26 protein-coding genes are annotated in these 25,038 nt (G+C 67.4%); 18 read left to right on the forward strand and 8 right to left on the reverse strand.

Going from position 1 to position 25,038, the window contains the following annotated elements:
- Positions 1–6 precede the first annotated feature (6 nt).
- On the reverse strand, positions 7–396 hold the full coding sequence (locus ACZ6O2_RS25510; RefSeq protein ID WP_466024576.1) for a heavy metal-responsive transcriptional regulator: 390 nt from the start codon (positions 394–396) through the stop codon (positions 7–9).
- A gap of 211 nt (positions 397–607) precedes the next feature.
- On the opposite strand from ACZ6O2_RS25510, the gene ACZ6O2_RS25515 reads away from it, so the two are divergent.
- Entirely contained in the window at positions 608–961 is a 354-nt protein-coding gene (locus ACZ6O2_RS25515; protein WP_466024577.1) for an ArsR/SmtB family transcription factor, read from the forward strand.
- Positions 958–1,599 (forward strand): cation efflux transmembrane domain-containing protein, encoded by a 642-nt coding sequence (locus ACZ6O2_RS25520; protein WP_466024578.1) that lies wholly within the window; start codon positions 958–960, stop codon positions 1,597–1,599. Before ACZ6O2_RS25515 ends, ACZ6O2_RS25520 begins: the two co-directional genes overlap by 4 nt.
- Before the next feature lie 70 nt (positions 1,600–1,669).
- Here the strand turns inward: ACZ6O2_RS25520 and ACZ6O2_RS25525 are convergent, their stop codons facing one another.
- Both ACZ6O2_RS25525 and ACZ6O2_RS25530 read right to left on the reverse strand, forming a co-directional pair.
- Positions 1,670–2,047: a hypothetical protein gene (locus ACZ6O2_RS25525; RefSeq protein WP_466024579.1), complete on the reverse strand. Its 378-nt coding sequence runs from the start codon at positions 2,045–2,047 to the stop codon at positions 1,670–1,672.
- 26 nt (positions 2,048–2,073) lie between these two features.
- The gene (locus ACZ6O2_RS25530; protein ID WP_466024580.1) at positions 2,074–2,448 is read right to left on the reverse strand and encodes an ArsR/SmtB family transcription factor; all 375 of its coding nucleotides are present in this window, start codon (positions 2,446–2,448) and stop codon (positions 2,074–2,076) included.
- A gap of 79 nt (positions 2,449–2,527) precedes the next feature.
- On the opposite strand from ACZ6O2_RS25530, the gene ACZ6O2_RS25535 reads away from it, so the two are divergent.
- Both ACZ6O2_RS25535 and ACZ6O2_RS25540 read left to right on the forward strand, forming a co-directional pair.
- Positions 2,528–2,680 (forward strand): hypothetical protein, encoded by a 153-nt coding sequence (locus tag ACZ6O2_RS25535; RefSeq protein ID WP_466024581.1) that lies wholly within the window; start codon positions 2,528–2,530, stop codon positions 2,678–2,680.
- A 20-nt stretch (positions 2,681–2,700) separates the two neighbouring features.
- Positions 2,701–3,159: an ArsI/CadI family heavy metal resistance metalloenzyme gene (locus ACZ6O2_RS25540; protein ID WP_466024582.1), complete on the forward strand. Its 459-nt coding sequence runs from the start codon at positions 2,701–2,703 to the stop codon at positions 3,157–3,159.
- Between the two features lie 92 nt (positions 3,160–3,251).
- Here the strand turns inward: ACZ6O2_RS25540 and ACZ6O2_RS25545 are convergent, their stop codons facing one another.
- From ACZ6O2_RS25545 to ACZ6O2_RS25565, 5 genes are read right to left on the reverse strand one after another with little or no spacing between them, the layout of a single operon-like run.
- Positions 3,252–3,659, reverse strand: a complete 408-nt coding sequence (locus ACZ6O2_RS25545; RefSeq protein WP_466024603.1) for an arsenate reductase ArsC — start codon at positions 3,657–3,659, stop codon at positions 3,252–3,254.
- Positions 3,656–3,841: a hypothetical protein gene (locus ACZ6O2_RS25550; protein ID WP_466024583.1), complete on the reverse strand. Its 186-nt coding sequence runs from the start codon at positions 3,839–3,841 to the stop codon at positions 3,656–3,658. The genes ACZ6O2_RS25545 and ACZ6O2_RS25550 overlap by 4 nt, the downstream gene beginning before the upstream one ends.
- Complete coding sequence (locus ACZ6O2_RS25555) at positions 3,838–4,584, reverse strand: aquaporin (RefSeq protein ID WP_466024584.1); 747 nt, start codon at positions 4,582–4,584, stop codon at positions 3,838–3,840. The genes ACZ6O2_RS25550 and ACZ6O2_RS25555 overlap by 4 nt, the downstream gene beginning before the upstream one ends.
- Positions 4,585–4,644: 60 nt before the next feature.
- On the reverse strand, positions 4,645–5,286 hold the full coding sequence (locus tag ACZ6O2_RS25560; protein ID WP_466024585.1) for an arsenate reductase ArsC: 642 nt from the start codon (positions 5,284–5,286) through the stop codon (positions 4,645–4,647).
- A 12-nt stretch (positions 5,287–5,298) separates the two neighbouring features.
- Complete coding sequence (locus ACZ6O2_RS25565; protein WP_466024586.1) at positions 5,299–6,000, reverse strand: arsenate reductase/protein-tyrosine-phosphatase family protein; 702 nt, start codon at positions 5,998–6,000, stop codon at positions 5,299–5,301.
- Positions 6,001–6,352: 352 nt separating this feature from the next.
- Here ACZ6O2_RS25565 and ACZ6O2_RS25570 point away from each other — a divergent pair, with 352 nt between their 5' ends.
- The 14 genes from ACZ6O2_RS25570 (at position 6,353) to ACZ6O2_RS25635 (ending at position 24,942) form a co-directional block, all read left to right on the forward strand.
- Complete coding sequence (locus ACZ6O2_RS25570) at positions 6,353–7,360, forward strand: ATP-dependent DNA ligase (RefSeq protein WP_466024587.1); 1,008 nt, start codon at positions 6,353–6,355, stop codon at positions 7,358–7,360.
- 226 nt (positions 7,361–7,586) lie between these two features.
- Positions 7,587–7,793 carry a helix-turn-helix domain-containing protein gene (locus tag ACZ6O2_RS25575; protein ID WP_452335119.1) on the forward strand — a complete coding sequence of 69 codons (207 nt, stop codon included), beginning with the start codon at positions 7,587–7,589 and terminating at the stop codon, positions 7,791–7,793.
- Positions 7,794–7,799: 6 nt separating this feature from the next.
- On the forward strand, positions 7,800–11,060 hold the full coding sequence (locus ACZ6O2_RS25580; RefSeq protein WP_466024588.1) for a helicase-related protein: 3,261 nt from the start codon (positions 7,800–7,802) through the stop codon (positions 11,058–11,060).
- A complete protein-coding gene (locus tag ACZ6O2_RS25585; RefSeq protein WP_466024589.1) occupies positions 11,057–11,764 on the forward strand; it encodes a DUF4391 domain-containing protein in 708 nt (235 codons plus the stop codon). Before ACZ6O2_RS25580 ends, ACZ6O2_RS25585 begins: the two co-directional genes overlap by 4 nt.
- Complete coding sequence (locus tag ACZ6O2_RS25590; RefSeq protein WP_466024590.1) at positions 11,752–13,632, forward strand: site-specific DNA-methyltransferase; 1,881 nt, start codon at positions 11,752–11,754, stop codon at positions 13,630–13,632. Before ACZ6O2_RS25585 ends, ACZ6O2_RS25590 begins: the two co-directional genes overlap by 13 nt.
- A 4-nt stretch (positions 13,633–13,636) precedes the next feature.
- Positions 13,637–16,723, forward strand: a complete 3,087-nt coding sequence (locus tag ACZ6O2_RS25595; RefSeq protein ID WP_466024591.1) for a type III restriction-modification system endonuclease — start codon at positions 13,637–13,639, stop codon at positions 16,721–16,723.
- Between the two features lie 170 nt (positions 16,724–16,893).
- A complete protein-coding gene (locus ACZ6O2_RS25600) occupies positions 16,894–17,964 on the forward strand; it encodes a restriction endonuclease (protein ID WP_466024592.1) in 1,071 nt (356 codons plus the stop codon).
- A 139-nt stretch (positions 17,965–18,103) separates the two neighbouring features.
- A complete protein-coding gene (locus ACZ6O2_RS25605) occupies positions 18,104–19,717 on the forward strand; it encodes a hypothetical protein (protein ID WP_466024593.1) in 1,614 nt (537 codons plus the stop codon).
- 204 nt (positions 19,718–19,921) lie between these two features.
- Positions 19,922–20,236 carry a hypothetical protein gene (locus tag ACZ6O2_RS25610; RefSeq protein WP_466024594.1) on the forward strand — a complete coding sequence of 105 codons (315 nt, stop codon included), beginning with the start codon at positions 19,922–19,924 and terminating at the stop codon, positions 20,234–20,236.
- Between the two features lie 3 nt (positions 20,237–20,239).
- Positions 20,240–22,120: a hypothetical protein gene (locus ACZ6O2_RS25615; RefSeq protein WP_466024595.1), complete on the forward strand. Its 1,881-nt coding sequence runs from the start codon at positions 20,240–20,242 to the stop codon at positions 22,118–22,120.
- Entirely contained in the window at positions 22,117–22,272 is a 156-nt protein-coding gene (locus tag ACZ6O2_RS25620) for a hypothetical protein (protein ID WP_466024596.1), read from the forward strand. Before ACZ6O2_RS25615 ends, ACZ6O2_RS25620 begins: the two co-directional genes overlap by 4 nt.
- Positions 22,273–22,338: 66 nt before the next feature.
- Positions 22,339–22,566 (forward strand): hypothetical protein, encoded by a 228-nt coding sequence (locus tag ACZ6O2_RS25625; RefSeq protein ID WP_466024597.1) that lies wholly within the window; start codon positions 22,339–22,341, stop codon positions 22,564–22,566.
- A 3-nt stretch (positions 22,567–22,569) separates the two neighbouring features.
- Positions 22,570–24,768, forward strand: coding sequence for a phage minor head protein (locus ACZ6O2_RS25630; RefSeq protein ID WP_466024598.1), 2,199 nt, complete (start codon positions 22,570–22,572; stop codon positions 24,766–24,768).
- Positions 24,769–24,783: 15 nt separating this feature from the next.
- Entirely contained in the window at positions 24,784–24,942 is a 159-nt protein-coding gene (locus tag ACZ6O2_RS25635) for a hypothetical protein (RefSeq protein ID WP_466024599.1), read from the forward strand.
- Positions 24,943–25,038: the final 96 nt, after the last annotated feature.

Consider the following 25,038-nt stretch of genomic DNA (forward strand, 5'->3'; position numbering starts at 1 on the left):
TGTGGGTTACAGGTAGCGGCAGACCTGCTCGGGGTGGCAGCTGCCGGGGTCGGGAGTGCTGGCCGCGCCGTGCAGCTGTGCGACGGTGTCGCGCAGCGCGCGCAGGTCGGCGATCTGGGCGTCGAGGTCGCGTAGGCGGGCAGCGAGCAGGTCCTCGACGTGCTGGCAGGGCGCCTGGCCGCGGTCGCGGACGGCGAGGACTTCGCGGATCTGGGCAAGGGTCAGCCCGGCGGCGCGGCCGCGGCGGATGAAGTCCAGCCGCGCGACCGCCTCCTCCGTGTATTCCCGGTACCCGGTAGCGGTGCGCCCGGCCGGGCGCAGCAGGCCGCTGTCCTCGTAGAAGCGCAGGGTCTTGGGGGTGGTGCCGGTCGCCGCGGCCAGTTCCCCGATTCGCAATTCCGATCGCCTCCGGTCGTCGGGACTCGGCCTTCCCCTGTACTGGAAGGTCCAGTCTGGCGCAGGCACCATCTCGACGGCCAGCGGCGGTCGGTGGTCCAGCGCGCGGTGCGCGGACTGGCGGCCACGACATGTGGATCGGCCAGAACCAGCGGTGACCGATGACACCCGAGTTTGACGATGCATCAGGGGATGACGTTATCATCGGGTCATGGCGATGATGCAAGAGGTGGAACGAGAAACTCTGGCCCCTGCGGTGTCCCTGTTCCGGGGCCTGGCCGACCCGGTACGGCTGTCGATCGTGCGCCGCCTGGCCGACGGCGAGGCCCGCGTGGTGGACCTGGTGCGAGAACTCGGCCTCGCCCAGTCCACGGTCTCTGCGCACCTGTCCTGCCTGCGCGACTGCGGGCTGATCGACTACCGGGCGCAGGGCCGCCAGTCGTTCTACACGCTGACCCGGCCCGAGCTGATGGACCTGCTCGCCGCCGCCGAGCACCTCCTCGCCGCGACCGGCGAGGCAGTCGCGCTGTGCCCCACCTACGGCCATAAGGGCGGGCGCAGGTGAGCGCCGCGCTGCCGAAGGCCACCGGCGCACCGGCCCGCCGCGCGATTCGGCTGGAGCAGGCCACCATCGGCTACAACATCATCGAAGGCGTCATCGCCGTCGTCGCCGGCCTCGTCGCCGGGTCGATCGCCCTGGTCGGGTTCGGGTTCGACTCCTGGATCGAGGTCGCCGCCGCCGCGGTGGTGCTGCACCGGCTGCGCGCCGAGATCCGGCACGGGGTCGTGGACGAGGCCAAGGAACGGCGGGCGCTGCGGTTCATCGCCATCACATTCTTCGCCCTCGCCGCCTATGTGACCTTCGAGGGCATCCGCGACCTGGCCACCGAGTCCCGCCCGGACACCTCGATCGTCGGCATCGTCCTCACCGGGCTGTCGATCATCATCATGCCGTGGCTCGCGCATGGCAAACGCAAGGCCGGGCAGGCGTTGAACTCCCGCCTCGTGCTCGCCGACGCCGCCGAGACGAAGCTGTGCGCCTGGCTTTCGGTGTCCACCTTCGCCGGACTGCTCGGCTACGCCCTGCTCGGCTGGACCTGGATCGACCCGGTCGCCGGGTTCGTCATCGCCGTCTTCGCCCTGATGGAAGGCAAGGAGGCATGGGAAGGCGAGCTGGTCGAAGACGACGACGATGATGACTGAACGTAACCGGGCCTCGGATCATGTATCTCCGGGCTTGGGGCTAGTCCGCTGAGCGGACCAGCGGGGCGGGTCACGGCGACGTGGCCTGCCCCTTGCGTGTGTCGCAGTCGGCGCCGACCGGCGGCTCGACCTGCGCGTCGGGGCACATGCGGCAGCGAATGACAAGGTGCCCGCCGCAGCGGCACGGCCACCAGTCCCGCATCGGGGTGGTCGCCGAGCCTCCGGCGTAGCCGTGCCCGTTGTGGCACTGCTGCGGCTCGTCGCCGACCAGCTCGCGCACCGGCCGGTACGGGAAGGCGACCACGTGCGGGTCGGCGCGGGCCCGCGCGATCAGGCGGCGCAGGTCGGCGGGGGAGTCGACGACGCGCTCCAGGACGGTCACGCCGGTGGGCGAGTTGTCGGCCCGGTCCCAGCGGATCGTGATGTACCAGCGCGTTCGCCACTCCACGATCACAGGTTAGTCGAACACGCGTTCTAAGACGCGGCATCAGTGGCCGGCGTGGCGGAGACGTCCAGCAGCGCGCCGAGCTGGCGGAACGCCTCCGGCTTGACCCGGTACCACACCCACGTGCCCCGACGCTCGGAGTCGACCAAGCCAGCCTCCCGCAGCACCTTCAGGTGGTGGGAGATGGTCGGCCCGGACAGGTCGAATGCCGGGGTCAGATCGCACACGCACATCTCCGGCACCGAGGCGATCATCGACATCAACCGCAGGCGGACCGGGTCGCCGAGGGCCTTGAACATCGGCGCGACCGCCGCCGCCTGGTCGACATCCAGCGGACGCACCGCCAGCGGAGAGCAGCACGCCACCGCTTGAAGGTCCACCACCGGAAGAGCTTGTTTCGACATACGCCTACCTTGACAGATATCAAAACAGGGTGCAACAGTAGGTCTCTGCTTCGAAAATCATCTAGGCAAGGACGAAGCGATGATCAAGCTGTTCCGCCGCCGTCACGCCGGCGACGTCCAGGACGTGACGCTCTGCGAGTCCTGCGGGCAGGTCTGCACCGCGGCCTGCCGCGCCGACGCCCGCTACGACCGCACCCGTACCACCGCGTTGACCAACCACTACGTCCGCTGAATCTGTCAGGAGGAAATCCGATGTCCCGTGTCCAGCTCGCCCTGCGCGTGTCCGACCTCGAAGGCTCCGTGGCCTTCTACACCAAGCTGTTCGGCGTTGAGCCGGCCAAGCGCCGCCCCGGCTACGCCAACTTCGCCGTCGAGAACCCGCCGCTGAAGCTCGTCCTGCTCGAAGGCGAGCCCGAGCAGCCCACCGTCCTGGATCACCTCGGCGTCGAGGTGTTCAGCGCCGACGAGGTCGCCGCCGCCACCCAGCGGCTCACCGACGCCGGCCTGATCACCCTCGAGGAGAACAACACCGAGTGCTGCTACGCCCTCCAGGACAAGGTCTGGGTGCGCGGCCCGGGCAACGAGCCCTGGGAGGTCTACACCGTCAAGGCCGACTCCGGGCAGCTGGAGAAGGCGACTGAGAGCGCCTGCTGCACCCCGGCCGCGGAGAAGGAGCCGGTCACCAGCGGAGCCGCGTCAAGCTGCTGCTGACCGTTGCGGTGTGCGCGCCTATCGGGAAACTGGCGGTTGGCGCGCACACCGATTACTGCGATGCAGGAGCTTTCCCCTGCGGCGACGCTGCGTCAGGCGGTCGGGGTGAGATCGGCGAGGAGGTTCTCCACCCGGGTGCGGATCTCGTCACGGACGCCACGGACCATGGCGAGGTCCTGGCCGGCCGGGTCGTCGAGCTTCCAGTCCTCGTAGCGCTTGCCGGGGAAGGCGGGGCAGACGTCGCCGCAGCCCATCGTGATGATGACGTCAGAGGCTTCGGCGGTGGCGTAGTCGAGGATCTTCGGCTTGTTGGCGGTGATGTCGATGCCGACCTCGCGCATCGCCTCGATGGCCACCGGGTTGATCTGGTCGGCGGGCTCGCTGCCGGCAGAGCGGACCTCGACGGCGTCGCCGGCGAGGTGGCGCAGCCAGCCGGCGGCCATCTGGGAGCGGCCGGCGTTGTGGACGCAGACGAACAGGACGCTGGGCTTGGACATCAGGAGCCTTCCTTGCAGTACAGGTCATAGCGCGGATTCATTGGTGCCTCGGCACGGGGTGCAGGCAGCGACCGGGCCGGGTCGCTGTTGCGGTCGAGCAGCCGGTAGCGGCCGGCGGGACGCGACGGGTTGAGCAGGCCCCTGTGGGGCCCGTCCACTCCGCCGTGTGCCTGGGGGGTGCTCATGCGCGGTGGTCCAGCGCCGCGTCGCGTTCGTCAGTGGGGACGACCACCTGGTCGGCGGCCCGCCCGGCGTCGGGGTACAGCGCAGCCAGGAGACCGATGCCCACGGCGAGCCCGACGAGCTGCGCGATGACGAAGCCGGGCACCGAGGCGGGCGCGATCCCGGCGAAGGTGTCGGTGAACGCCCGACCGATCGTCACCGCCGGGTTGGCGAACGACGTCGACGACGTGAACCAGTACGCCGCGCCGATGTACACGCCGACCGCGGCGGGGGCGACCGGGGCGCGGCCGGAGCGGGCCAGGGCGAAGATCAGCAGGATCAGGCCGGTGGTGGCGACGACCTCGCCGAGCCACAGGTTGCCGGCGGCCCGGTCCTTGCTCGACCAGGCTACGGCGGACAGATCGAACATCAGGTTCGCCAGGATCGACCCACCGATCGCGCCAGCGACCTGTGCGATCACGTAGCCGCCGAGGTCGCGGGCGGTGAGGCCGGTGCCAGCGCGGCGGCCGAGGAACCAGTCAGCCACCGAGACGACCGGGTTGAAGTGTGCCCCGGACACCGGGCCGAAGATCAGGATCAGCGCGCCCAGGGCGAACGCGGTGGCAGTCGAGTTCTCCAGCAGCTGGAGCCCGACGTCGTCAGGAGAGAGGGTGGCGGCCATGATGCCGGAGCCGACCACGGCGGTGACCAGCAGGGCGGTGCCGGTGAACTCGGCCAGCAGGCGCCGCCAGAGTGCGATGGTCATTAGTCTGTTCTCTCCCATGGGTGTGACTTCCCGAGCCGCGTTTCGGCCCGGCGTTGTGGTCTATCGGATGGCGGAGACGTTCAGCTCGTCGAGCAGCCGGCGGACCCGGCGTTCAATCTCGTCCCGGATCGGCCGGATGCCAGCCAGGCTGAGACCGGCCGGATCGTCGAGGTCCCAGTTCTCATAGCGGGTGCCGGGGAAGACCGGACAGGCGTCACCGCAGCCCATCGTGACGACCACGTCGGCGGCGCGGACGACCTCGTCGGTCCACGGCTTGGGGAACTCCTCGGAGATGTCGATACCGCGCTCGGCCATCGCCGCGACCGCCGCCGGGTTGACCTCGATCCCGGGTTCGCTGCCACCGGACCAACCGACGGCATGCTCGCCGGCGAGGTGGGTGAAGAACCCGAGGGCCATCTGGGAGCGGCCGGCGTTGTGCGTGCACAGGAACAGGGCGACCGGTTTGCCGTCGCGGTGGTGGCCCTCGACACGGGCGAGGGCCTGCAGGCGCTGGCGGGCGAACCGCTCGGCGAGCAGCGGCAGGAAGTTGGGGACGCTGCCGACGGTGGCGAACTGGTCGTAGCTGGAGTGCAGGAACCGCTCCACCGTCTCGGTGCCGTAGGTGCCGTCGAACTCGGCGGCGAGGCGGGTGGCGGCGGTGCGCAGGGCGAGATGCTGGTCGACGGAGAGGTCTTCGCGCAAGTAGGGCCGGTGTCAGTCACGGTGGTCTCCCGAACTCATGGCGGGGGTGATGACGGGGGCGACGCGGTCGACGCGGGCGGCGAGGTCGGCGAACGCGGCCTCGAACGCGGCATCGGTGTCGACGCGGACCGGGTCGGGCACCGACCAGTGCAGCCGGGGCCGGACCGGCCCGGTGAGTTCCTCGTGGGCGTTGTCGCAAACAGCGATCAGCAGGTCGTCGTCGCGCACGATGTCCGCGACGTGCGCGGTGCCGGTCGACATCAGGTCGAGGCCGTGCCGGTGGGCAACCGCGACGGCGCGAGGATGAATCTGCCTGGCGGGCTTCGTGCCGGCCGACGCCGCCGCAGTGTGCGTTCGGTCGGACCAGAGGGCGGCGGCGAGCTGCGAGCGGGCGGAGTTGCGGGTGCACACGAACACCACCCGACCCACCCCGGCCAGCGGCGGCGGGGTCAGCGTGGCCAGGGCCTCGGGCCGCAGCCGCAGGTAGGTGCGGCGGCGGTCGCCCTCGGACCGGCCGCGAACGACCAGGCCGGCCTCGGTGAGGACCTTGACGTGGTGGGCGACCAGGTTCGTCGGCATGCCCAGGTCGTGGGCGATCTCGCCGGGGGAGGCGTCGCCCAGGGTGAGCGCGTCCACGATCGCCAGGCGCGCCGGGTCGCCGAGCGCGGCGTGGATCCGGGCGCGCCCCGACAGGGAAGCATGCTCAACGTTCATTGAGTCAACTATCGCTGAGCGATATGCCGTTCGTCAAGTGCCGTGGTCGTCGACGGCACCTCGCTAGCCGCACACGCCTCCCCTCATGGCACGCAAGTACGGCGCCCCCCGTCGATACGCGGGGCCTTCGCCCGAGCAGCAGGCAGGAAGCGACTCTTCGTGCGCAGGTTCCATGCATTGGTTGTGCCTGATCTGGGCCCGGACCCCTCTTCTGCTGGCTGACGATGGCGGGGGAGGGACGAAGCATGGGCGGCGCTCACGGTCGGGGCGGATGGGGCTGGAGGGGGTGAGCCCGGCCTGGCGGTGGGAGACGTCGCCAGGTGGGCCGGTGCTGCGCCGGCCTGTCGCCCCGATGCTGGCCGCGCCGGTCGACGCGGTGCCCGAGGGTCCGAATTTGATCTATGAACCGAAGTGGGACGGGTGGCGGGCGCTGGCCTTCAGGGGAGCCTCCGACGTCTACCTGCAGTCGCGCGCCGGCAGGAATCTGACGCCATACTTCCCGGACATCACGCGGGCGGTGCGGGCGTTCGTCCCGCCCGGTGTGGTCCTCGACGGGGAACTGGTGGTCTGGGAGCGCGGGCGGACGAACTTCGCCCTGTTGCAGCGGCGGGTCACCGCCGGCCGGCAGCTGCTGCGCGAAGCCCGTGAACACCCGGCCTACTACGTCACCTTCGACCTGCTCGTCGACGCCGGCGCGGAGCCGTTGCTCGACGCGCCGCTGGTCGAGCGTCGTGCCCGGCTGATGCGGCTGCTCGCCGGCGCCCCGCCGCAGCTGGCGGTCACCCCGCAAAGCGCCGACCTGTCCGAGGTCAGCGAGTGGCTGACTACCTGGACCGCGGCTGGCGTCGAGGGTGTGGTGATCAAACGGCTCGACAGCCGGTATGAGCCTGGCCGGCGAGGATGGGCAAAGTTCCGGGTACGTGCCACCACGGAGGCGATCATCGGCGGCGTCACCGGCAGCATCCGCAACCCCGAGACTGCTCTCCTCGGACGCTTTGATCGGCGGGGTCGACTGCGATACACCGGCCGCACACACCCGCTGGCCGCGCCGCAGCGTCTGGAGCTGGCTTCGCTGCTGTCGCCGCCACGTCCGACCGAGCGCCGTGTCGTCATCCATCCCTGGCCCGAGCCGCTACCGGCCACCTGGTCGGGCCAGTTCGAGCGGCCCGAGCCGCTGCGCTACGCCCAGGTCGAGCCGACCGTCGTGGCTGAGATTCAGGTGGACACGGCCTATGAGCACCACCGGTGGCGTCACCGGGTGCGGTACGTGCGGCCCAGGCCGGATCTGTCGGTGTACGACGTACCGCTGATCCTCGACGAAGGCGAAGACCCCTTCTCCGACTACGCGCGTAGCGCCTGACTGACCTCGCCTACACGGCAATTGCCCGATTTAGCGAGTCGCTAGGCGCGCGTGGCCGTCGGACGTGCCCGGGGCCAGGCCCGACCTGACCCGGCTCTACCAGCATGGCGCTGGGACGACGCCGCTAGACCCGGCAACGGCCGGAGAAACCCATCTAGGACCGGCGAACCATGTAGGGTACCGTGCCCGGTGCACCCATCGCGGGCTGGCGTCTGGAGGTTCCCCCGTGGCTGAGCCCTGGCTGTCCGCCGATGACATCGCCGCCCACCTCGGCGTCACGAAGGACACCGTGTACGCGTGGATCGCCGAGAAGGGCATGCCAGCCCACAAGCTCGGCCGTCTTTGGAAGTTTCAGGCCAGCGAGGTCGATACCTGGGTCAGAAGCGGTGACGCAGTGGGCGATTCCCACCGTGCCGGGCCGAAGGCGGAGTGACGGCTCGTGCGGATCATCGACAACATCAACGACCTGCTCGGCGACGATCTCAAGATGGAGATCGGCCCGGGATCGAAGCTTCGCATCGCCGCCTCGACGTTCTCGATCTTTGCGTTCGAGTCGCTCCGCAAGGAGTTGGAGCGCATCGGGGAGCTGGAGTTCATTTTCACGTCCCCGTCGTTCGTGACGGCAAAGGCCACCGACCGACTGCCCAAGGAGCGGCGAGAGTTCTTCATTCCGCATGGTCGGGACGGCGAGTCGGCCCTTTACGGCTCAGAGTTCGAGATTCGGCTGCGGAACAAGCTGACACAGCGAGCGATCGCCCGCGAGTGCGCGGCGTGGGTGCGCCGCAAGGTGCGCTTCCGGTCGAACAAGACGGGCGCGCCGATGCAGCAGTTCGCGATCGTTGATGGCAAGGCGGCCTACCTGCCGCTCCAAGGATTCACGTCGGCCGACCTCGGCTACCAGCGCGGCAACGCGGTGTCGAACATGGTCACCAAGCTCGACGAGGCTCCGATGACGGCGCAGTACGTGCAGCTGTTCGACCAGATCTGGCACAACCCGGAGCAGCTCGACGACGTGACCGAGGCGGTCTGCGACCACATCGCCTCGGTGTACGCGGAGAACTCTCCGGCGCGCATCTACTTCCTGGTCCTGTACAACCTGTTCGCCGAGTTCCTCGACGACATGAGCGAGGATGTCCTGCCCAACGACTTGACCGGCTACAAGGACAGCGCGATATGGAAGAGCCTGTACAACTTCCAGCGGGATGCCGCGACCGGGCTTATCAACAAGCTGGAGACCTACAACGGCTGCATCCTCGCCGACAGCGTGGGCCTGGGGAAAACATTCACCGCCTTGGCGGTGATCAAGTACTACGAGTTGCGCAACAAGTCCGTGCTCGTGCTCGCGCCGAAGAAGCTGGCCGAGAACTGGACGAACTACAACGCAAACCTGACGACGAACATCTTCGCGTCCGACCGGTTCAACTACGACGTGCTCGCCCACACCGACCTGTCGCGTACGAGGGGTGAGTCGCAGGGCATCCCGCTGGACCGGGTGAACTGGGGCAACTACGACCTCGTGGTGATCGACGAGTCGCACAACTTCCGCAACGCTGACTTCACCACTGAGAAGGAGACTCGCTACCAGCGTCTGATGCGCCAGGTCATCCAGCAGGGCGTGAAGACCAAGGTCCTCATGCTGTCGGCCACGCCGGTAAACAACCACTTCACCGACCTGCGGAATCAGCTCGCCCTGGCCTACGAGGGCGACTCCCAGCAGCTCTCTGCAAAGCTTGACATCACCACAAGCGTCGAGGAGGTGTTCCGGCAGGCGCAGCGGGTGTTCAACGAGTGGTCGAAGCTCCCCGTCGAGCAGCGCACCGCCGACGCGATCATGGCCCGCCTGGACTTCGACTTCTTCGAACTGCTTGATGCGGTGACGATCGCCCGGTCCCGCAAGCACATCCAGGCGTTCTACGACACCTCCGACATCGGCGCGTTCCCCGAGCGACTCCCGCCGGTGTCGATCCGGTCGCCGCTGACGGACTTGCCGGACGTGCCGTCTTTTAACGAGATGTTCGAGCGGCTGTCCTCACTTACCCTTGCGGTCTACGCACCGCTGGCGTACGTGTTTCCGAGCAGGCGCGAGAAGTACGAGCTGCTCTACGACAAGGCAGTCAGCGGAAGCATGGCGAACCTCGGGCATGCGAACCGTGAGCGCGGCATCCAGAAGCTCATGACGGTCAACCTGCTTAAACGGCTGGAGAGCTCGATCGAGGCGTTCCGCATCACGCTCACCAAGCTCGCCAGCACGGTCGACCAAACGCTCCAGACGATCGCCGGGCACACTGGCTCGGTCGCAGACCTTGCCGCTACCATCGGCGACCTCGAAGCCGATGACGATGACTTCGAAATCCCGTCCAGCGGCACCGTCGGTACCAAGGTGCAGATCGACCTGGCGGACATGGACATCGAGTCATGGCAGCATGATCTCGCCCACGACGCCGGCGTCATCTCCGACCTGCTCACCGGGGTCAGCGTCGTCACCCCGCAGCACGACCTCAAGCTTCAGGCGCTCAAGCAGCGCATCCAGGACAAGATCGCTACGCCGATCAATTCGGGCAACCGCAAGGTGCTCATCTTTTCGGCCTTCGCCGACACCACGGCTTACCTCTACCGTGAGCTTGCTCCGCAGCTCTTAGGCGAGGGCTTGAACGCCGCCGTGGTGACCGGGCAGGGAAACCCGCACACAACTCTCGGCAAGGGGTTCGGCTTCCAACAAGTCCTCACCCTGTTCTCGCCGCGATCGAAGTCGCGCGACCTCGTGATGCCGAATGAGCGCCGCGACATCGACGTGCTGATCGGCACCGACTGCATCTCCGAGGGCCAGAACCTCCAAGACTGCGACTACCTGATCAACTACGACATCCACTGGAACCCCGTGCGGATCATCCAGCGGTTCGGGCGTATCGATCGCATCGGCTCGATCAACCAACAGATCCAGCTCGTCAACTTCTGGCCCGACATATCACTGGACGAGTACATCAACCTCAAAGAGCGCGTCGAGAACCGCATGGTCATCGCCGACCTCGCCGCGACCGCCGACGACAACGTGCTCACCCAGGAATCCAGCGACACCGCCTTCCGCAAGGAGCAACTCCGCAAGCTCCAGGAGGAGGTCATCGAGCTGGAGGACGTCAGAACTGGAGTGTCCATCACCGATCTCGGCCTCAACGACTTCCGCATGGACCTGCTCGGCTACGTCAAACAGTACGGCGACCTTGCCGCCGCTCCCAAAGGCCTGCATGCCGTTGTCCCCGCGCAACCCGACAAGGGACTGCGCCCCGGTGTGATCTTCGCGCTGCGAAACGTCAACGCTGACGAGGCCATCAACCGCGGCAACCGGCTTCACCCGAACTACCTCGTGTACCTCGATGACGACGGCAACCTGATCGCCGACCACACCGAGGTCAAGCACCTGCTCGACCTGATTCGCGCCGGCTGCCGCACCTACGACGAGCCCGTCGCCGAGGTCTGCCGCAGCTTCAATGCCGCTACCCGTGAGGGCGCGGACATGGGCCGCTATTCCGATCTGCTGACCGCCGCGATCCGCTCCATGATCGACGTGACCGAGGAGCACGACCTCGACAGCCTGTTCACCGCCGGACGGACCACAGCGCTGACGCAGACCATCAGCGGGCTCGACGACTTCGAGCTGATCGCCTTCCTCGCCATCGTCGACCCGGGCGGCGTTCCCCGATGAGGGCGTCGCTGTATCGCTGGCCGGCGACCGCCAGGTTCGGCCGAGTCGTGCCCAAGACCAAGTTCTACGAGCACGCCACGATCTCCGCGACGGTGCGCGAGAAGTTCGTCTCCGATGTGCAGCGCATCACCTGGGCCTACAAGCTCGCGGACGAGACCATCCATCTCCGCGGAGATGACGCGGTGCCCGAGATCCAGGTCTTCACCATTGAGGCCAAGGGCGATGACGTCAGCGGCGAGGTACTCACTGCCATCGACAGGGCCATTCGCTTCCCGATCATCTTCGAGATCAACCGCGGGTCCGGGGAGCATGGACGCACGCGCATGGTCGCCGCCCACAAGCAACTCGGCGGCACCACCCCGCGGCTGACTGCCTACTTCACGACAGGCTGGCAGCCCGCTGACGTGCTGCGCGCGCCCCTTCCCCCAGCACTCGACCTGCCGGGCCTCTACGCCGGTCTCCTGATGCCAATCCTGCCGATCGCGCCGCGTCCCGGTGAAGACCTGTCGGAGGCGACCGGCAGGATTGAGCAGGCCCGCAAGCTCGAACGCGAAATCGCGAACCTGGAGAAGAGACTCCGAGCTGAGCCGCAGCTCAACCGCAAAATCGAGCTACGGCGACAGCTTCGCGACCGAACCGCCGCGCTCGCCGCGCTGACAGCCCCTGCAACACGGAAGACCGAGGACGCCCCGTGGACAAGCTGAGGATGCACTCACCCGACCTGACCGAGCGGAACATCGACAGGATCGCCGAACTATTCCCTACGGTGATCACTGAGACCGTGGAGGGCGAGGGCGAGGATAAGCGGGTTAGGCGCGCGATCGACTTCGACCTGCTCCGCCAGGAACTTTCTGACCACGTTGTTGAGGGACCGCAGGAGCGCTACCAGCTCGAGTGGCCCGGTAAGCGCGAGGCGCTCTTCGCCGCAAACGCGCCGATTGCCAAGACCCTCCGACCCGTGCGCGAGGAGTCGGTTGACTTCGACACGACGAAGAACCTCTTCATCGAGGGCGACAACCTCGAGGCACTCAAGCTGCTCCAGGAGTCGTACCTCGGCAAAGTCAAGCTTATCTACATCGACCCGCCCTACAACACCGGCAACGACTTCGTCTACGACGATGACTTCGCTGAGTCGACGGCCGACTATCTCCTGAAGTCCGGTCAGGTCGATGGTGACGGCGTTCGTCTGATCGCCAACACGGAGGCCAATGGTCGATTCCACTCGGACTGGCTCAGCATGATGTATCCGCGGCTGAAGCTTGCGCGGAACCTGCTGACGGAAGACGGATTCGTCTTCATTTCGATTGATGATCACGAGTACGCAAACCTCAAGCGCATCTGCGACGAAGTCTTTGGCACCGAGAACTTCGTCGCGGCATTCGCGTGGCAGAAGACGCTGACCCGCAGGAATGACGCGACGCTTGTGTCAACGGCGCACGAGTACGTCGTCTGTTACGCCCGGGATGCGACCATTGGCCGCTTCAATAGATTGGGCACCGACGGGAAGCAGCGGGCCACCTACTCTAATCGCGACAATGATCCTCGCGGGGACTGGTTGGCGGTACCCTTCCACGCTCCAAACATCCGTCCGAATCTCACTTACCCAATCACGACGCCCAGTGGGCGAGTGCTGATGCCTCCACCCGGCCGATGCTGGAGCACTACCAAAGAGAAGTTTGAGGAGCTCCTCGCCGATGGGCGTATCTACTTCGGCAAAAACGGCGATGGGATGGCCCAACGGAAGAAGTTCTGGTCGGAGCGAGAAGAGGGCATGGTTCCGTGGACTTGGTGGCCCCATGAAGAGGCGGGGGAGAATCGTGGCGCAACCAAGGAGATCAAAGACTTGTTTGATGGCCAGGTGTTCTTCTCCGCACCTAAGCCGACGAAGCTCATCCAGAAAATTCTTGAGCTAGTTCCGGCGAGCGGCGATGATGTGGTGCTTGATTTCTTTGCGGGTTCAGGAACCACAGCCGAGGCAGTTCTCCGGCGCAATGCCGCAGGGAATAGTCCTTGGAGCTTCATTCTCGTGCAGCTTGCTGAGCCGCTCAATTTGAAGGCTGGCGCCGCGCCAAGCGGATTCGCAACCATCTCGGCTTTGTGCGCCGAGCGGATTCGTAGAGCGGGGGTGAGCGTGCTGACCGGAGATGTTGCTCTCCAGGGCACTGTGGACGTCGGTTTCCGTGTTCTCAAGGTCGACTCCAGCAACCTTGCCGATGTACTCCGTACCCCGGATGCGCTCGTACAGGATGAGCTGTCGCTCTATACGGACAGTGTCAAGCCCAACCGCAGCGACGAAGATTTGCTCTTCCAGGTGCTGCTCGACTGGGGCCTGGAGTTGACGATGCCGATCGCGGTCGAGGCCATCGACGGCCGCGAGGTGTTCGTGGTCGGCGAGAGCGACATCATCGCCTGCTTCGCCGACGTGAGCCCGGCGGTCGTACGTGAGATCGCGAGCCGGGAGCCGTTGCGTGCGGTGTTCCGTGATTCAGGCTTCGCGACGGACGCTGACCGCATCAACGCCGAGCAGGTGTTCGCCGAGGTTTCGCCGGCGACGGACGTGAAGGCGATTTGAGCCAATGAAGCTTCAGTTCAAGGTTCAGCAGTACCAGACCGATGCCGTGGATGCGGTTGTCGACTGCTTTGCTGGGCAGCCTCGCGATGAGGGGGTGTCGTATCGGATCGACCCAGGTCGCCGTGCCAAGTCCGCCCAGTTGACGCTGGAGATTCCTGAGACTCCGGACTCCGGACTGCGGAACTCGGAGATCGCGCTCAGTCCGACGCAGCTGCTGGAGAACATCCAGGCGGTGCAGCGCAGCCGCAACCTGCCGCTGTCGAAGGCGCTCGTCCCGAGCAAGGCCGCATCGACGCCGAACACACCCAACCTCGACGTCGAGATGGAGACGGGGACGGGCAAGACCTACGTCTACATCAAGACGATCATGGAGCTGAACAAGCGCTATGGCTGGTCAAAGTTCATCGTCGTTGTGCCGAGCGTGGCGATCCGCGAAGGCGTGATGAAGTCATTCCACATCACCGCCGAGCATTTCCAACAGATCTACGGAACGAAGCCACGGTCGTTCATCTACAACTCCTCACAGCTGCACGAGCTTGAACGTTTCAGCTCCGACGCCGGTGTCCAGGTGATGATCATCAACATCCAGGCGTTCAACGCCACCGGCAAGGACAACCGGCGTATCTACGACGTGCTCGACGACTTCCAGTCCCGCCGTCCCATCGACGTGATCAGCGTCAACCGCCCTATCGTCATCATTGACGAGCCGCAGAAGATCGGAGCGGCCAGGTCCTTGGAGGCGTTGAGCCGGTTCAACGCCCTGATGGTGCTGCGGTACTCAGCGACTCACAAGGTGGAGCACAACAAGGTCCACCGGCTCGACGCCCTGGACGCCTACAACCAGAAGCTCGTCAAGAAGATCGCCGTGCGCGGAATCACCGTCAAGGGGCTGGCTGGGAGCACGGCGTATCTGTACCTGGATGCGATCGAGATCGCCAAGGGAGCCAAGCCCCGTGCCCGGGTCGAGCTGGAGGTGCAGACCGCGAGCGGCGGCATCAAGCGGGAGGTCAAGCGGCTCTATCAGGGGACAAACCTGCACGACATCTCGCGTGGCATCGAGGCGTACAAGGGTCTGTTCATTACCGACATCGACGCCAACCGCGACGTGATAGAGCTGAGTAACGGCGACACCGTGTCTGCGGGGCAGGTGACGGCGGACGTGACTGACGAGGCCAAGCGCCGTATCCAGATTCGCGAGGTCATCCGCGCCCACCTGGACAAGGAGCGTGAGCTGTTCGCGCAGGGCATCAAGGTGCTCTCCCTGTTCTTCATCGACGAGGTGGCCAAGTACCGCGACTACGACCGCGAAGACACGCTGGGCGACTACGCGCGCATGTTCGTCGAGGAATACCAGGCGCTGGTGGCTGACGAGTTGAGCCAATTTTCGTTCGACGAGGACACCGCTGCTTACCGCCGTCACCTGGAAGCCATTGATGTTGAGGACACCCACCAGGGGTACTTCTCGATCGACAAGAAGACCAAGCGGCTCGTTGACCCGAGCGTGTCACGGCGCGGTGAAGAGGCAGGCCAGTCCACGGATGTCGACGCCTACGACCTGATCCTGCGCAACAAGGAGCGACTGCTGTCGTTCGCCGAGCCGGTCCGGTTCATCTTCTCCCACTCTGCGTTGCGCGAGGGTTGGGACAACCCCAACGTGTTCGTCATGGGCATGCTCAAGAAGAGCGACAACACGGTCTCCCGCCGACAGGAGATCGGGCGCGGCCTGCGGCTCGCCGTAGACCAGTACGGCGAGCGGATGGACAACCCTGTCACCGTGCACGACATCAACGAGCTGACCGTCGTCACCGACGAGTCTTACACCGACTTCGTGGCAGGCTTGCAGAAGGAGATCAGCGAGTCCCTCGCATCTCGACCCCGCAAGGCCAGTGTTCAGTACTTCGTGGGTAAGACCTTCACAACCGAGTCCGGCGAGAGCGTCGTCGAGGAGGCACTCGCGAACGCCCTGTACAAGTACCTCGTCAAGAACGACTACATCAACGACGACGACACCATCTCGGACGCTTACAAGGCCGCGCGTGAGGCCAGTACCCTCGCCGAGCCGACTTCGGACGTGCTCAAGTCCGTTGTGGACTGCATCTTGCCGCTGGTCGACGCCCTTTACCTAAACGTCGACCTCATCACCGATGGGCGCAAGCCCAAGCGCATCCCGCTGAACGAGGACAACTTCGCTAAGAAGGAGTTCAAAGAGCTCTGGAACCGCATCAACCACAAGGCCGTCTACCAAGTCGAGTTCGACTCCGCCGAGCTGATTGACAAGTGTGTCACCGTGCTCGACGCCCATCTCAACGTTGCGGCAATGCAATACATCGTGCAGTCCGGTCAGCAGCGTGCGGCACTCGACGTCGATGACCTGGCCACTGGCGGGGGCTTCACGGTCAGCTCGACGAGCATGCACACGGATACAGTCTCCGCGTCGTCGCAGGTCAAGTACGACCTGCTCGGCGAGATCACGGAGAAGACCCAGCTCACCCGCCGCACGGCCGGCGTAATCCTGGGTCGCATCAAGCCGACGACATTTGCGAAGTACCGGCAAAACCCCGAGCAGTTCATCACTGAGTGCGCCCGGCTGATCAACGAGCAAAAGGCCACCGTAATCGTCGAACACCTCAGCTACGACACCCTTACCGAGCGGCACGACATTGCCATCTTCACGGAGAGTCAGACCAAACAGGACTTCGAAAAAGCCGGACAGAAGCTCAAGCGCCACATTTACGACTACGTGGTCACCGACTCCAAGGTCGAACGCGACTTCGTGACCGAGCTGGACTCGAGCGAGGAGGTCATCGTCTACGCCAAGCTGCCGCGCGGGTTCTTCATCCCGACTCCGGTGGGCGACTACAACCCTGACTGGGCCATCGCGTTCAAGGAAGGCGCGGTCAAGCACGTCTACTTCGTCGCCGAGACCAAGGGCTCGCTCTCGTCCATGCAGCTCAGGGGTGTGGAGAAGGGCAAGATCGAATGCGCCCGCAAGTTCTTCGCCGAGCTGAACCGCAAGCACGCGGCTGCCGTGAAGTACGACGTTGTGACCGACTACACCCAGCTCATGCAACTCGTCGGAGCAGGCGCGTGACGGGGGCCAAAGCGGGCGCCACGATCAACTCCACCTCACAAGCGAGGGCTCGGGCCAAGCCGCAGGTCGCCCTTGACGCCGTACTGGGCGGATGCACCCTGCCGCCGCGTCGAACAGCGCTCCACGCCAGACAAGTCGACGTGCGACCACCGAGGTAGGAGGATGCTCGCATGGCGAATGCGTGGGTGATTCGGTCTGGGCGGCACGGTGAACGCGACCAGTGGGCATTGGCCAACGGGTTCTCAGGCGGCGGATGGCGCGAGGTTCCCGATCTCACCCCCTGCGCCAGCCGTGAGGACGTTGCAAAGGTTGTCTGGGCGACGTGGCCCGGCGCCTCGGAGGGCAAGCGGCACAACTTCACCGGGCAACTGTGGGCCTTGCGGTCCCGTATCCGTCCCAAGGATCTACTGGTCATGCCATTGAAAACGACGAAGCAGATCGCCTTTGGTCGAGTGACTGGCGGCTACCAATATCGCGCCGACGAAGCGGAGGCCGATCGCCGGCACGTCGTCACCGTCGACTGGCAACGCATCGACCTGCCACGCGCTGCGGTCAAGCAGGACCTGCTCTTCACCCTCGGCAGCGCCATGTCGATCTTCGCGCCGAGCAAGAACAACGCGGCCACTCGGCTCGAGCATCTGCTTTCGTACGGCACCGACCCCGGCAACGCCGCCCTGAGCGGCACCACGCCGAAGACGGCCGCGATCAGCCCGGCCAGCGATACCGCCGCCCAGACGGACGTCGACGAGCCGGAGTTGGCAGCCGACATCGAGCAGGTCGCCCTCGATCAGATCACCGCCCGGATTGCGGAGGAGTTCGCTGGCCATGGCCTGGCGACGCTTGTCACCGCGATCCTTACTGCCGAAGGCTTCCACTGCACACTGGCACCCCCCGGCCCGGACGGCGGCATCGACATCACTGCCGGACGCGGCCCGCTTGGTCTCGACAGCCCCCGCCTGCTCGCCCAGGTCAAGTCCGGCTCCCAGATCGGGTCGCCCATCGTCACTCAACTCCACGGAGTTATGACGACGCACGGCGCCGAGCAGGGCCTGCTCGTCGCGTGGGGCGGACTGACAAAGCCGGCCCGGGACGCCTTGAAGAACCAGCACCTGCGGGTGAGGGTGTGGGAGGCAGGCGATGTGGTCGACGCTGTTCTGCGTACGTATGACCGGCTGCCGGAAGAGATCCGTGCCCAGGTGCCGCTGCGAAGGGTATGGATGCTCTCCGACGCTGGCTTCTGATCTGGACCGCCTGATCTAAGCGCACGCGCCGCCGCCCGATCTGGGGCAAGCAAGAGTTGGAACCGTAGCAGTCCCTCCTGGCAAGTTGCGGTCGCCCGTAGCCTTTCCCACCAGCAGGTGTGTCAAGCAACATTGAGCCATGCCAAGGCAGCCGCGTGTGCCGACATCGCGGGATCAGGTCTACGAGTCCCTCAGAGTGTCCCTGCGTGACGTCGGTGTCGGCCGTGGTCCCTGGGATGGTGCTGCCGCCGACGCCGCCATCGCAGGCATCGCCGACGCTGTAGAACTTGACATCAGGCGTCGCCTAGGGGAACTGGACGTCCGCGAAGTTCTCCGCTGGGCCGCAGGGGAAATGGCGCACTGTGTCGATCTGCAGTACAACGCTCGAACCGCCCCCCGGGCGTCACTCGCAACGGCCCGGGAGGCACAACTGCACGCTGAGAACGCAGCGGCGGGCCATCTCGTCCTCGAGCTCGTTGCAGGGCAGTCGGTCCACGGCCGCCGACGAGATCCGACTCAGCGAGACCGCGAAGCCCTCGCCATCTTGGCCCACGAGCTCTGGCGGTGGCGGACGGTGGCAGACCGCGTCGCGGTCCGACTGGTCACCGTGGCCAGAGCGCGACTGACCAAGCAAGGCACCTTCGAGGTCGAGGTCCGCGACCGACCGCCGTTCCGGGCTTCCCGATTCGACGAGGCCTACGTGAGACGAATGGCCGACACAGATCCGATGCGAGGGGCCAACGACCTCGCCGTCTACCGGGCCTTGGCCGAGTCGTTGAAAGACGGCGCGGAACTCCCTGACGACCTGGCTGACATCGACAGCGCGTTGAAGGCCGACCGCGGCTACGGGCTCCGTGATCTCTTCGCGGCCCAGGAGTTCCTCATCGAAGTCAGCGGCGCCGACGACGATAGCGTGACTGGATACAGGTTCTCCAGCCGTGAGGGCCTGGATAGCGCCGTGCGGGCGAACACCCAGCAGCTCTTGCCTCGCGCCAACCCCGACGGGGTGGTCGAAGCGTGCCGGCACATGATCTGGACGCAGGAGCTTCTCCACGATTCGCCACTCCAGATGTTCAAGTATCGAGAGTCGCCCGGTCGCCTATACAGCCGCCCGATTATCGAGCTCGCCGACCGGTCCCTCTTCATACCTCGGAACGCGCCTGGCCTGGCACGTGTCGTGCTGGTGCAACGAGTTCTCGAGGGAACCTGGCCCGAGCTGCTCTCGTCACAGGACTCATCCCTCCCACGAGCGATCGACCATCGTCGGCAGCAGGTGCGTCCTATTGCGGGTTTCGAGGCCGAGGTGGAGAGCATCCTCGCGACGACGGGGTTGCCCTACGTGACGGGGGTCGACCCAAGCAGGCCGGGCCACCCCTCCGAGGTGCTTGGGGTGCCTGTACGCAACGAGATCGACGCTGTCGTTGTCGCCCCACACGCCCGGACCATTTGGGTACTCGAGGCCAAGGACCATGCGGTCCCGTTCTCGGCCCGTCGAATCCGCCGCGAGCTCGACAAGTACCGGCGTACCGGAGGGCACGTGGACAAGCTACGGGCCAAGGTTGACGACGTGGCAACGAGTCCCACAGTGGTCGCAACCCGGCTCTGTATGACCGAGCATGTGGATAGATTCACCGTCCGGGGCCTCTTCGTGACCCGCGAGCTGACTCCGGCGGCCTACGTCGACGACCGCGTTCACGACTTCGTCACCGTCGACCGGCTGCCAGGCTTCTTGTTGAACCGGCTCGGCCGCTGACGGACCAACGCGGAACGGACTGCCCTGGCGGCATGGCGACGCCGTTCAACACTCCAGGAAGAAGCTCCATCCCAGGCATTACCAGACACACCAGGCAGGACGGCACTTCGCTGTGTGACCGACCCGACCGATCGCGGGGTGAATCAGCAAGTCGCCGGAGGTTCAATCTGTGCGGTCGCAGTCCCATTGCTTATCCTCGTAGGCGTGACGGGGCTGATCGAGGTCGTGGTGGTGCTGCTCTCCGTCGCACGGGTGACCCGGCTGGTCACCGCCGACGAGATCACCCGGCGACCCCGAGAGGCGATCGTGAGGCGGCTCCCAGAGGGCAGCCCCTTCGCGTACCTGCTGTTCTGCCGCTGGTGCCTGTCCGTGTGGGTCGCCGCGTTGGCCGCCGCTGGCTGGTGGCACCTGTCCGACGTCTCCCGCTGGTCCGGGCTGTGGTTGGTCGACGTGCCCACCGTCGCGCTGGCTCTGTCGTACGCGACCGGCCTGCTCGTGCGCGCCGAGCCCGAGGAGTAGAGCATGGGCTGGTGGGGCACGAAGCCCAACGTCGACAGCGCGGTCGGCAAGGCGACCGCGGTCGTCGCGTCGGCGGCGAAGATGCGCTACGACTCCAGCGGCAGCCTGCGCAAGGTCACCAAGCAGCAGTGGCAGGACGAGGCGTGGCGGCACTACGAGGAGTGCGGCGAGTTCGCTTTCCTCGTGGACCTGATCGCGAAGGCGATGGGCCGCGCCCGGCTGTACATCACGCAGGTCGACGACGAGGGCCGTCCGATGGAGACTCCCGACCAGGCGCCGGCCGGCGTCAACGAGACGTTCCTCGGCGGCCCCAGCACCCAGGCCGAGCTGCTACGCGACGCCGGCATTCAGCTCGGTGTGCCCGGGGAGTGCTACCTGATCGGCGAGCCGGAACGCGACGCCGAAGGCAAGGCCACCGACCGGGAGCGGTGGTTCATCGCGTCGGTGGAGGAGCTGACCGAGCGGGCCGGGAAGTACGTGCTCGACCAGGGCGACGGGGCGCGCGAGCTGGAGTCCGACGAGACGGTCATCGTGCGGATCTGGGTGCCGAGCCCCCGCAAGCACGCGCTGCCGTCCAGCCAGGTGCAGTCCAACCGGCGGGTGCTGCGGCTGATTGAGCGGCTGACGCAGTACGTGCAGTCGCAGATCGACTCCCGGCTGGCCGGCGCGGGCATTCTGCTGCTACCCAACGAGCTGAGCTTCGTCGCGCCGGAGCAGGAGGAGGACGCCGAGGACGGGGTGTCGTCGTTCCTGTCGACGCTGACGGAGGCGATGACCACCGCGGTGAAGGACCGCGACAGCGTGGCCGCCCTCGTCCCGATCGTGGTGCAGGGCCCCGCCGAGCACCTGGAGAAGGCGCGGCTTCTCAGCTTCGCTACGGAGCTGAGCAGCGCCGTGCCGGCGATGCTGGACGGCGCGATCCGGCGGCTCGCGCTGGGCCTGGACGCCCCGCCGGAGATGCTGCTGGGCATGACCCAGGCGAACCATTGGGGCGCCTGGATGACCGACGAGGCGACGATCAAGTACCACGTCGAGTCGAAGCTGGAGCTGTTCTGCGCGGCGCTGACCGAGCAGATGCTGTGGCCGGCACTGGAAGGCGCGCAGGGTGTGGCCGACCCGCGCCGGTGGATCGTCTGGTACGACACCAGCGAGCTGACGCAGACGCCGGACAAGGGTGCCGACGCGAAGGACCTGTACGGCCTGGGCGAGCTGTCGGGTGACGCGCTGCGCCGGGAGACCGGCTTTGGTGACGGCGACAAGCCGACTGACGAGGAGCGGGAGCTGCGGCGGCTGCTGGAAATCATCCGCACGGTGCCGGCGGCCGGGCCGCTGCTGGTGACCCGGCTGCTGGAGGTCGCCGGGGTGAGCGTGCAGCTCGACCTGGAGGCGTTGAAGCGGCAGCCGACCCCGGCCGAGCTGCCCGGCGGAGGTGAGCCGCCCGCCGACGAGGAGCCGACGACGGAGCCGCCGCCGCCCGGCGACACCGAGGACCGCGGCCCGCCCGAGCAGAACGCGATCGCCGCCACGGCGGCCGGGCCGATGAGCGCGCCGTTCGTCGCCGCGTGCGAGGTGCTGGCGCTGCGGGCGCTGGAGATCGCCGGCAAGCGGGTGCTTGGCCGGGAGAGGTACCGGCACCAGGGGTTGAAGGCGTGGGAGTACCACACGGTGCGCCAGTCCACGCCGACGTCCGTGCCGAGGCTGCTGGACGGCGCGTGGACGGCGGTGCCGGCGGTCGCGACGAAGCTCGGCGTCGACGCGGAGCGGCTGACCGCCTCGCTGACCGCGTACGTCGGCGGGCTGCTGGTGACCGGCGCGCGGCACGACGTCGCCGAGCTGCGCGAGCACTTGGCCGCCACGGTCGCCGGGGAGCTGGTGCCGGCATGAGCGCGACGATCCTGGTGCCGGACCTGGTGCCCGCCCACGGGTACGCCTGCCAGCGGTTCAGGCGCAAGGACGGCTGCGAGCGGCTGCGGTGGACGATCTGCGCACCTGCGGGTGGTGGGGCGACCTCTGGGAGGGCGACCAGCCGCCGCTGACCGACGCCGGCCACGTGTGCGACCCAGAGACGGTGGCGCGGCGCAACGAGGCGAGGAGGAGAACCGATGGCTGACCCGGCGAATGTGTCCCTGACCCAGCTGCGCGACTGTTTCGCGGCGGCGGGGATCGACCTCGGGACCGACTTCGTGAAGCTGGAGCTGCACGACGACCTGCTGATCGTGGAGCGGCTGATCCGCAGCCCGGCCGGGCTGCCGGTGTCCCGCCCCGACGGCGGTGTGCAGACCCAGGGCGTGCAGATCCCCGTGCTCGCCGAACCGCCGGCGGGTGGCTGAGCCGTGGCCGAGCCGGACCCGTGGCTGCCGCTGCGCCTCGACCACGAGGCGCGGGTGGTGGCCGCCGAGCGGCGGATGCTCCGCGCCGCCCGGGCGGCGCTGCGCGCCTGGCTGCGCGACGCGCGAGCCGTCACGCTGCCGGTCACCGCGGCGGCCCTGCCGCCGGACCCGAGCGCGCTCGCCGGCGCCGGGCAGGCGTGGTTCGAGGCGATGACGGTGCACCTGCTGCCGGCCGCCGAGCAGACGTTCCTGGCGGGCGTGGCCGACGGAGGCGGCGACGTCGAGCTGCTGCGGGTCGCGCAGATGAAGGACGAGTACCTGGCGGCGCTGCCGAACCGGCTGTCCGGGGTGCCCGACAGCGCGTGGCAGCTGGTCGTCGCGGCGGTCGCCGAGCTGACCGGCGAGGGCGCGAGCGTGCCGCGCATCCGTGACGTGATCGAGGTGATCCTGGGCGAGCGGTCCTGGGAGGACCGGGCGGTGACGATCGCCCGGACGGAGACGATCGGCGCGTACAACGCGGGGACGCTGACCGCCTGGCTGACCGCCGAGCAGGCGCTCGACGAGAAGCTGGACAAGGTGTGGGTGGCCACGCACGACGAGCGGACCCGGCACGACCACCGGGACGCCGACGGGCAGCGCGTGGCCCTGGACGGCGTGTTCATGGTCGGCGGGGTGCCGATGCGTTACCCGGGCGACCCGGCCGCGCCGCCCGGGCAGACGGTGAACTGCCGCTGCACGATGATCGAGGTGGAGGCCGACGAGCCCCTGCCTGCGGTCCCGAAGCACCCGTGGCCCCGGCGTGACCGGGCCAGCGGGTTGGACATCACGGTGACGGCGGCGGCAGCCGCGAAGGGTGGCAAGCAGATGGCGACGTGGAAGGGGACGCTGGCGCCGCTGGGTGCCAAGTCGGGTGACCGGCGGATCTTCGCGGCCGACGGCGAGTGGTCGTTCCGCGAACTGCCGCTGGCGCTGCGGTGGGCGCGCGAGGACGCCCCCGGGCACGAGGGCGCGGTGACGATCGGCCGGATCACGACCGGTGAGGTGCAGAAGACGAAGCTGGTCGGCGCGGGCGACTTCATCGACGCCGTGCCGGAGCTGGGCGAGGCGCTGGAGCTGCTGCGCCAAGGCGTGCTGTTCCCGTCGGTGGACCTCGACGACTTCGAGTTCGTGTTCACCGACGCGGATGGCAAGCCGATCGAGGAGATGTCCGACGAGGAGTGGGAAGCCTTCATGGAGGCCGGCGAGGAGCCGTACATCACGGTGACGAAGGGCCGGGTGATGGCGGTGACGCTCGTCGGGACGCAGGCGTTCATGGAGGCGAAGCTGGAGCTGGTCGACGACGAGCCGGCCGACGGCGAGCCCTCCGATGAGGAGGAAAAAGAGGAAGAGCCGGTCACCGCGGCCGGCGCGGCGGCGAAGAGCAAGCAGGTCGCGCCGCTGTACCCGCCGAGGGCGTGGTTCGACGACCCGGGCCTGACCGAGCTGACCCCGATCACGGTGACGGCCGACGGACGGGTGTTTGGACACCTCGCCGACCGGGACTGCCACCTGTCGTTCCTGACCGGCGGGCAGTGCGTGATGCCGCCCGACGAGGGCGGCTTCGACTGGTTCCACCGGCCGGAGATCCAGACCGCCGAGGGAGACCTCGTGGCGGTCGGACACATCACGGCGGCCACCGGGCACGCCGACCTGTCCGCCAGCGCGGCGGCCGCCGTAGAGCACTACGACGACACGGGCACGCAGGTCGCGGTGGTGCGGGCCGGGCGGGACGCCCACGGCACGTGGGTCGCCGGGTCGCTGGTGCCGGAGGCCACCGAGGAGCAGGTGCAGCTGCTGCGTCGGTCGCCACTGTCGGGGGACTGGCGGTGGATCGGCGGGGCGCGACAGCTCGTCGCGGCGCTATGCGTGAACGTGGGTGGCTTCCCGGTGGTGCGGGGGCGGTCCACGGGCGGCCGGGCGTACGCGATGGTCGCTTCGGGCTGGGCGGGCTGGAAGCCGTCCGACTCGGAAGGCCGGCGGCCGGACGCGCCGTTGTCGCCGGTCGCCTTCGAGGCGGCGGTTCGGCGGGCGGTGGCCGCCGGGTTTGCCGCCGAGCGGCAACGTGCCTCCACAGCGGCGCAGGTGGAGCGGATCGCCGCGTCGATCGGCCGGGACCGCAAGACGCTCGTGGCGGCGCTGACCGCCACGGTGCACGGCGAGTAGGGGAGGGAGGAGCCGATGGGCTGCAACTGCGGCAGCAAGCGCCGGGCCAGCGCGGTGTTCGTGCTGACGTACGGGGACGGCCGCCAGGGCGGCGAGTTCACATCGCGGACGGACGCGGAGATCGCCGACGTGAAGCGGGGCGGCGGCGGCACGATCCGCCAGGTGCAGAAGTAGAGCGGCGGGGGGGGGGGGGGGGGGGGGGGGGGGGGGGGGGGGGGGGGGGGGGGGGGGGGGGGGGGGGGGGGGGGGGGGGGGGGGGGGGGGGGGGGG

It is taken from the genome of Micromonospora sp. NPDC048040, assembly GCF_055587185.1.

What these genes read in the sequence shown, in the direction of transcription:
- ACZ6O2_RS25515 (WP_466024577.1), top strand. Translation starts at nt 608, where the DNA reads ATGGCGATGATGCAAGAGGTGGAACGAGAAACTCTGGCCCCTGCGGTG.
- ACZ6O2_RS25530 (WP_466024580.1), bottom strand. Translation starts at nt 2,448, where the DNA reads ATGTCGAAACAAGCTCTTCCGGTGGTGGACCTTCAAGCGGTGGCGTGC.
- ACZ6O2_RS25535 (WP_466024581.1), top strand. Translation starts at nt 2,528, where the DNA reads ATGATCAAGCTGTTCCGCCGCCGTCACGCCGGCGACGTCCAGGACGTG.
- ACZ6O2_RS25540 (WP_466024582.1), top strand. Translation starts at nt 2,701, where the DNA reads ATGTCCCGTGTCCAGCTCGCCCTGCGCGTGTCCGACCTCGAAGGCTCC.
- ACZ6O2_RS25550 (WP_466024583.1), bottom strand. Translation starts at nt 3,841, where the DNA reads ATGAGCACCCCCCAGGCACACGGCGGAGTGGACGGGCCCCACAGGGGC.
- ACZ6O2_RS25555 (WP_466024584.1), bottom strand. Translation starts at nt 4,584, where the DNA reads ATGACCATCGCACTCTGGCGGCGCCTGCTGGCCGAGTTCACCGGCACC.
- ACZ6O2_RS25565 (WP_466024586.1), bottom strand. Translation starts at nt 6,000, where the DNA reads ATGAACGTTGAGCATGCTTCCCTGTCGGGGCGCGCCCGGATCCACGCC.
- ACZ6O2_RS25570 (WP_466024587.1), top strand. Translation starts at nt 6,353, where the DNA reads ATGCTGGCCGCGCCGGTCGACGCGGTGCCCGAGGGTCCGAATTTGATC.
- ACZ6O2_RS25585 (WP_466024589.1), top strand. Translation starts at nt 11,057, where the DNA reads ATGAGGGCGTCGCTGTATCGCTGGCCGGCGACCGCCAGGTTCGGCCGA.
- ACZ6O2_RS25595 (WP_466024591.1), top strand. Translation starts at nt 13,637, where the DNA reads ATGAAGCTTCAGTTCAAGGTTCAGCAGTACCAGACCGATGCCGTGGAT.
- ACZ6O2_RS25600 (WP_466024592.1), top strand. Translation starts at nt 16,894, where the DNA reads ATGGCGAATGCGTGGGTGATTCGGTCTGGGCGGCACGGTGAACGCGAC.
- ACZ6O2_RS25605 (WP_466024593.1), top strand. Translation starts at nt 18,104, where the DNA reads ATGCCAAGGCAGCCGCGTGTGCCGACATCGCGGGATCAGGTCTACGAG.
- ACZ6O2_RS25615 (WP_466024595.1), top strand. Translation starts at nt 20,240, where the DNA reads ATGGGCTGGTGGGGCACGAAGCCCAACGTCGACAGCGCGGTCGGCAAG.
- ACZ6O2_RS25620 (WP_466024596.1), top strand. Translation starts at nt 22,117, where the DNA reads ATGAGCGCGACGATCCTGGTGCCGGACCTGGTGCCCGCCCACGGGTAC.
- ACZ6O2_RS25625 (WP_466024597.1), top strand. Translation starts at nt 22,339, where the DNA reads ATGGCTGACCCGGCGAATGTGTCCCTGACCCAGCTGCGCGACTGTTTC.
- ACZ6O2_RS25635 (WP_466024599.1), top strand. Translation starts at nt 24,784, where the DNA reads ATGGGCTGCAACTGCGGCAGCAAGCGCCGGGCCAGCGCGGTGTTCGTG.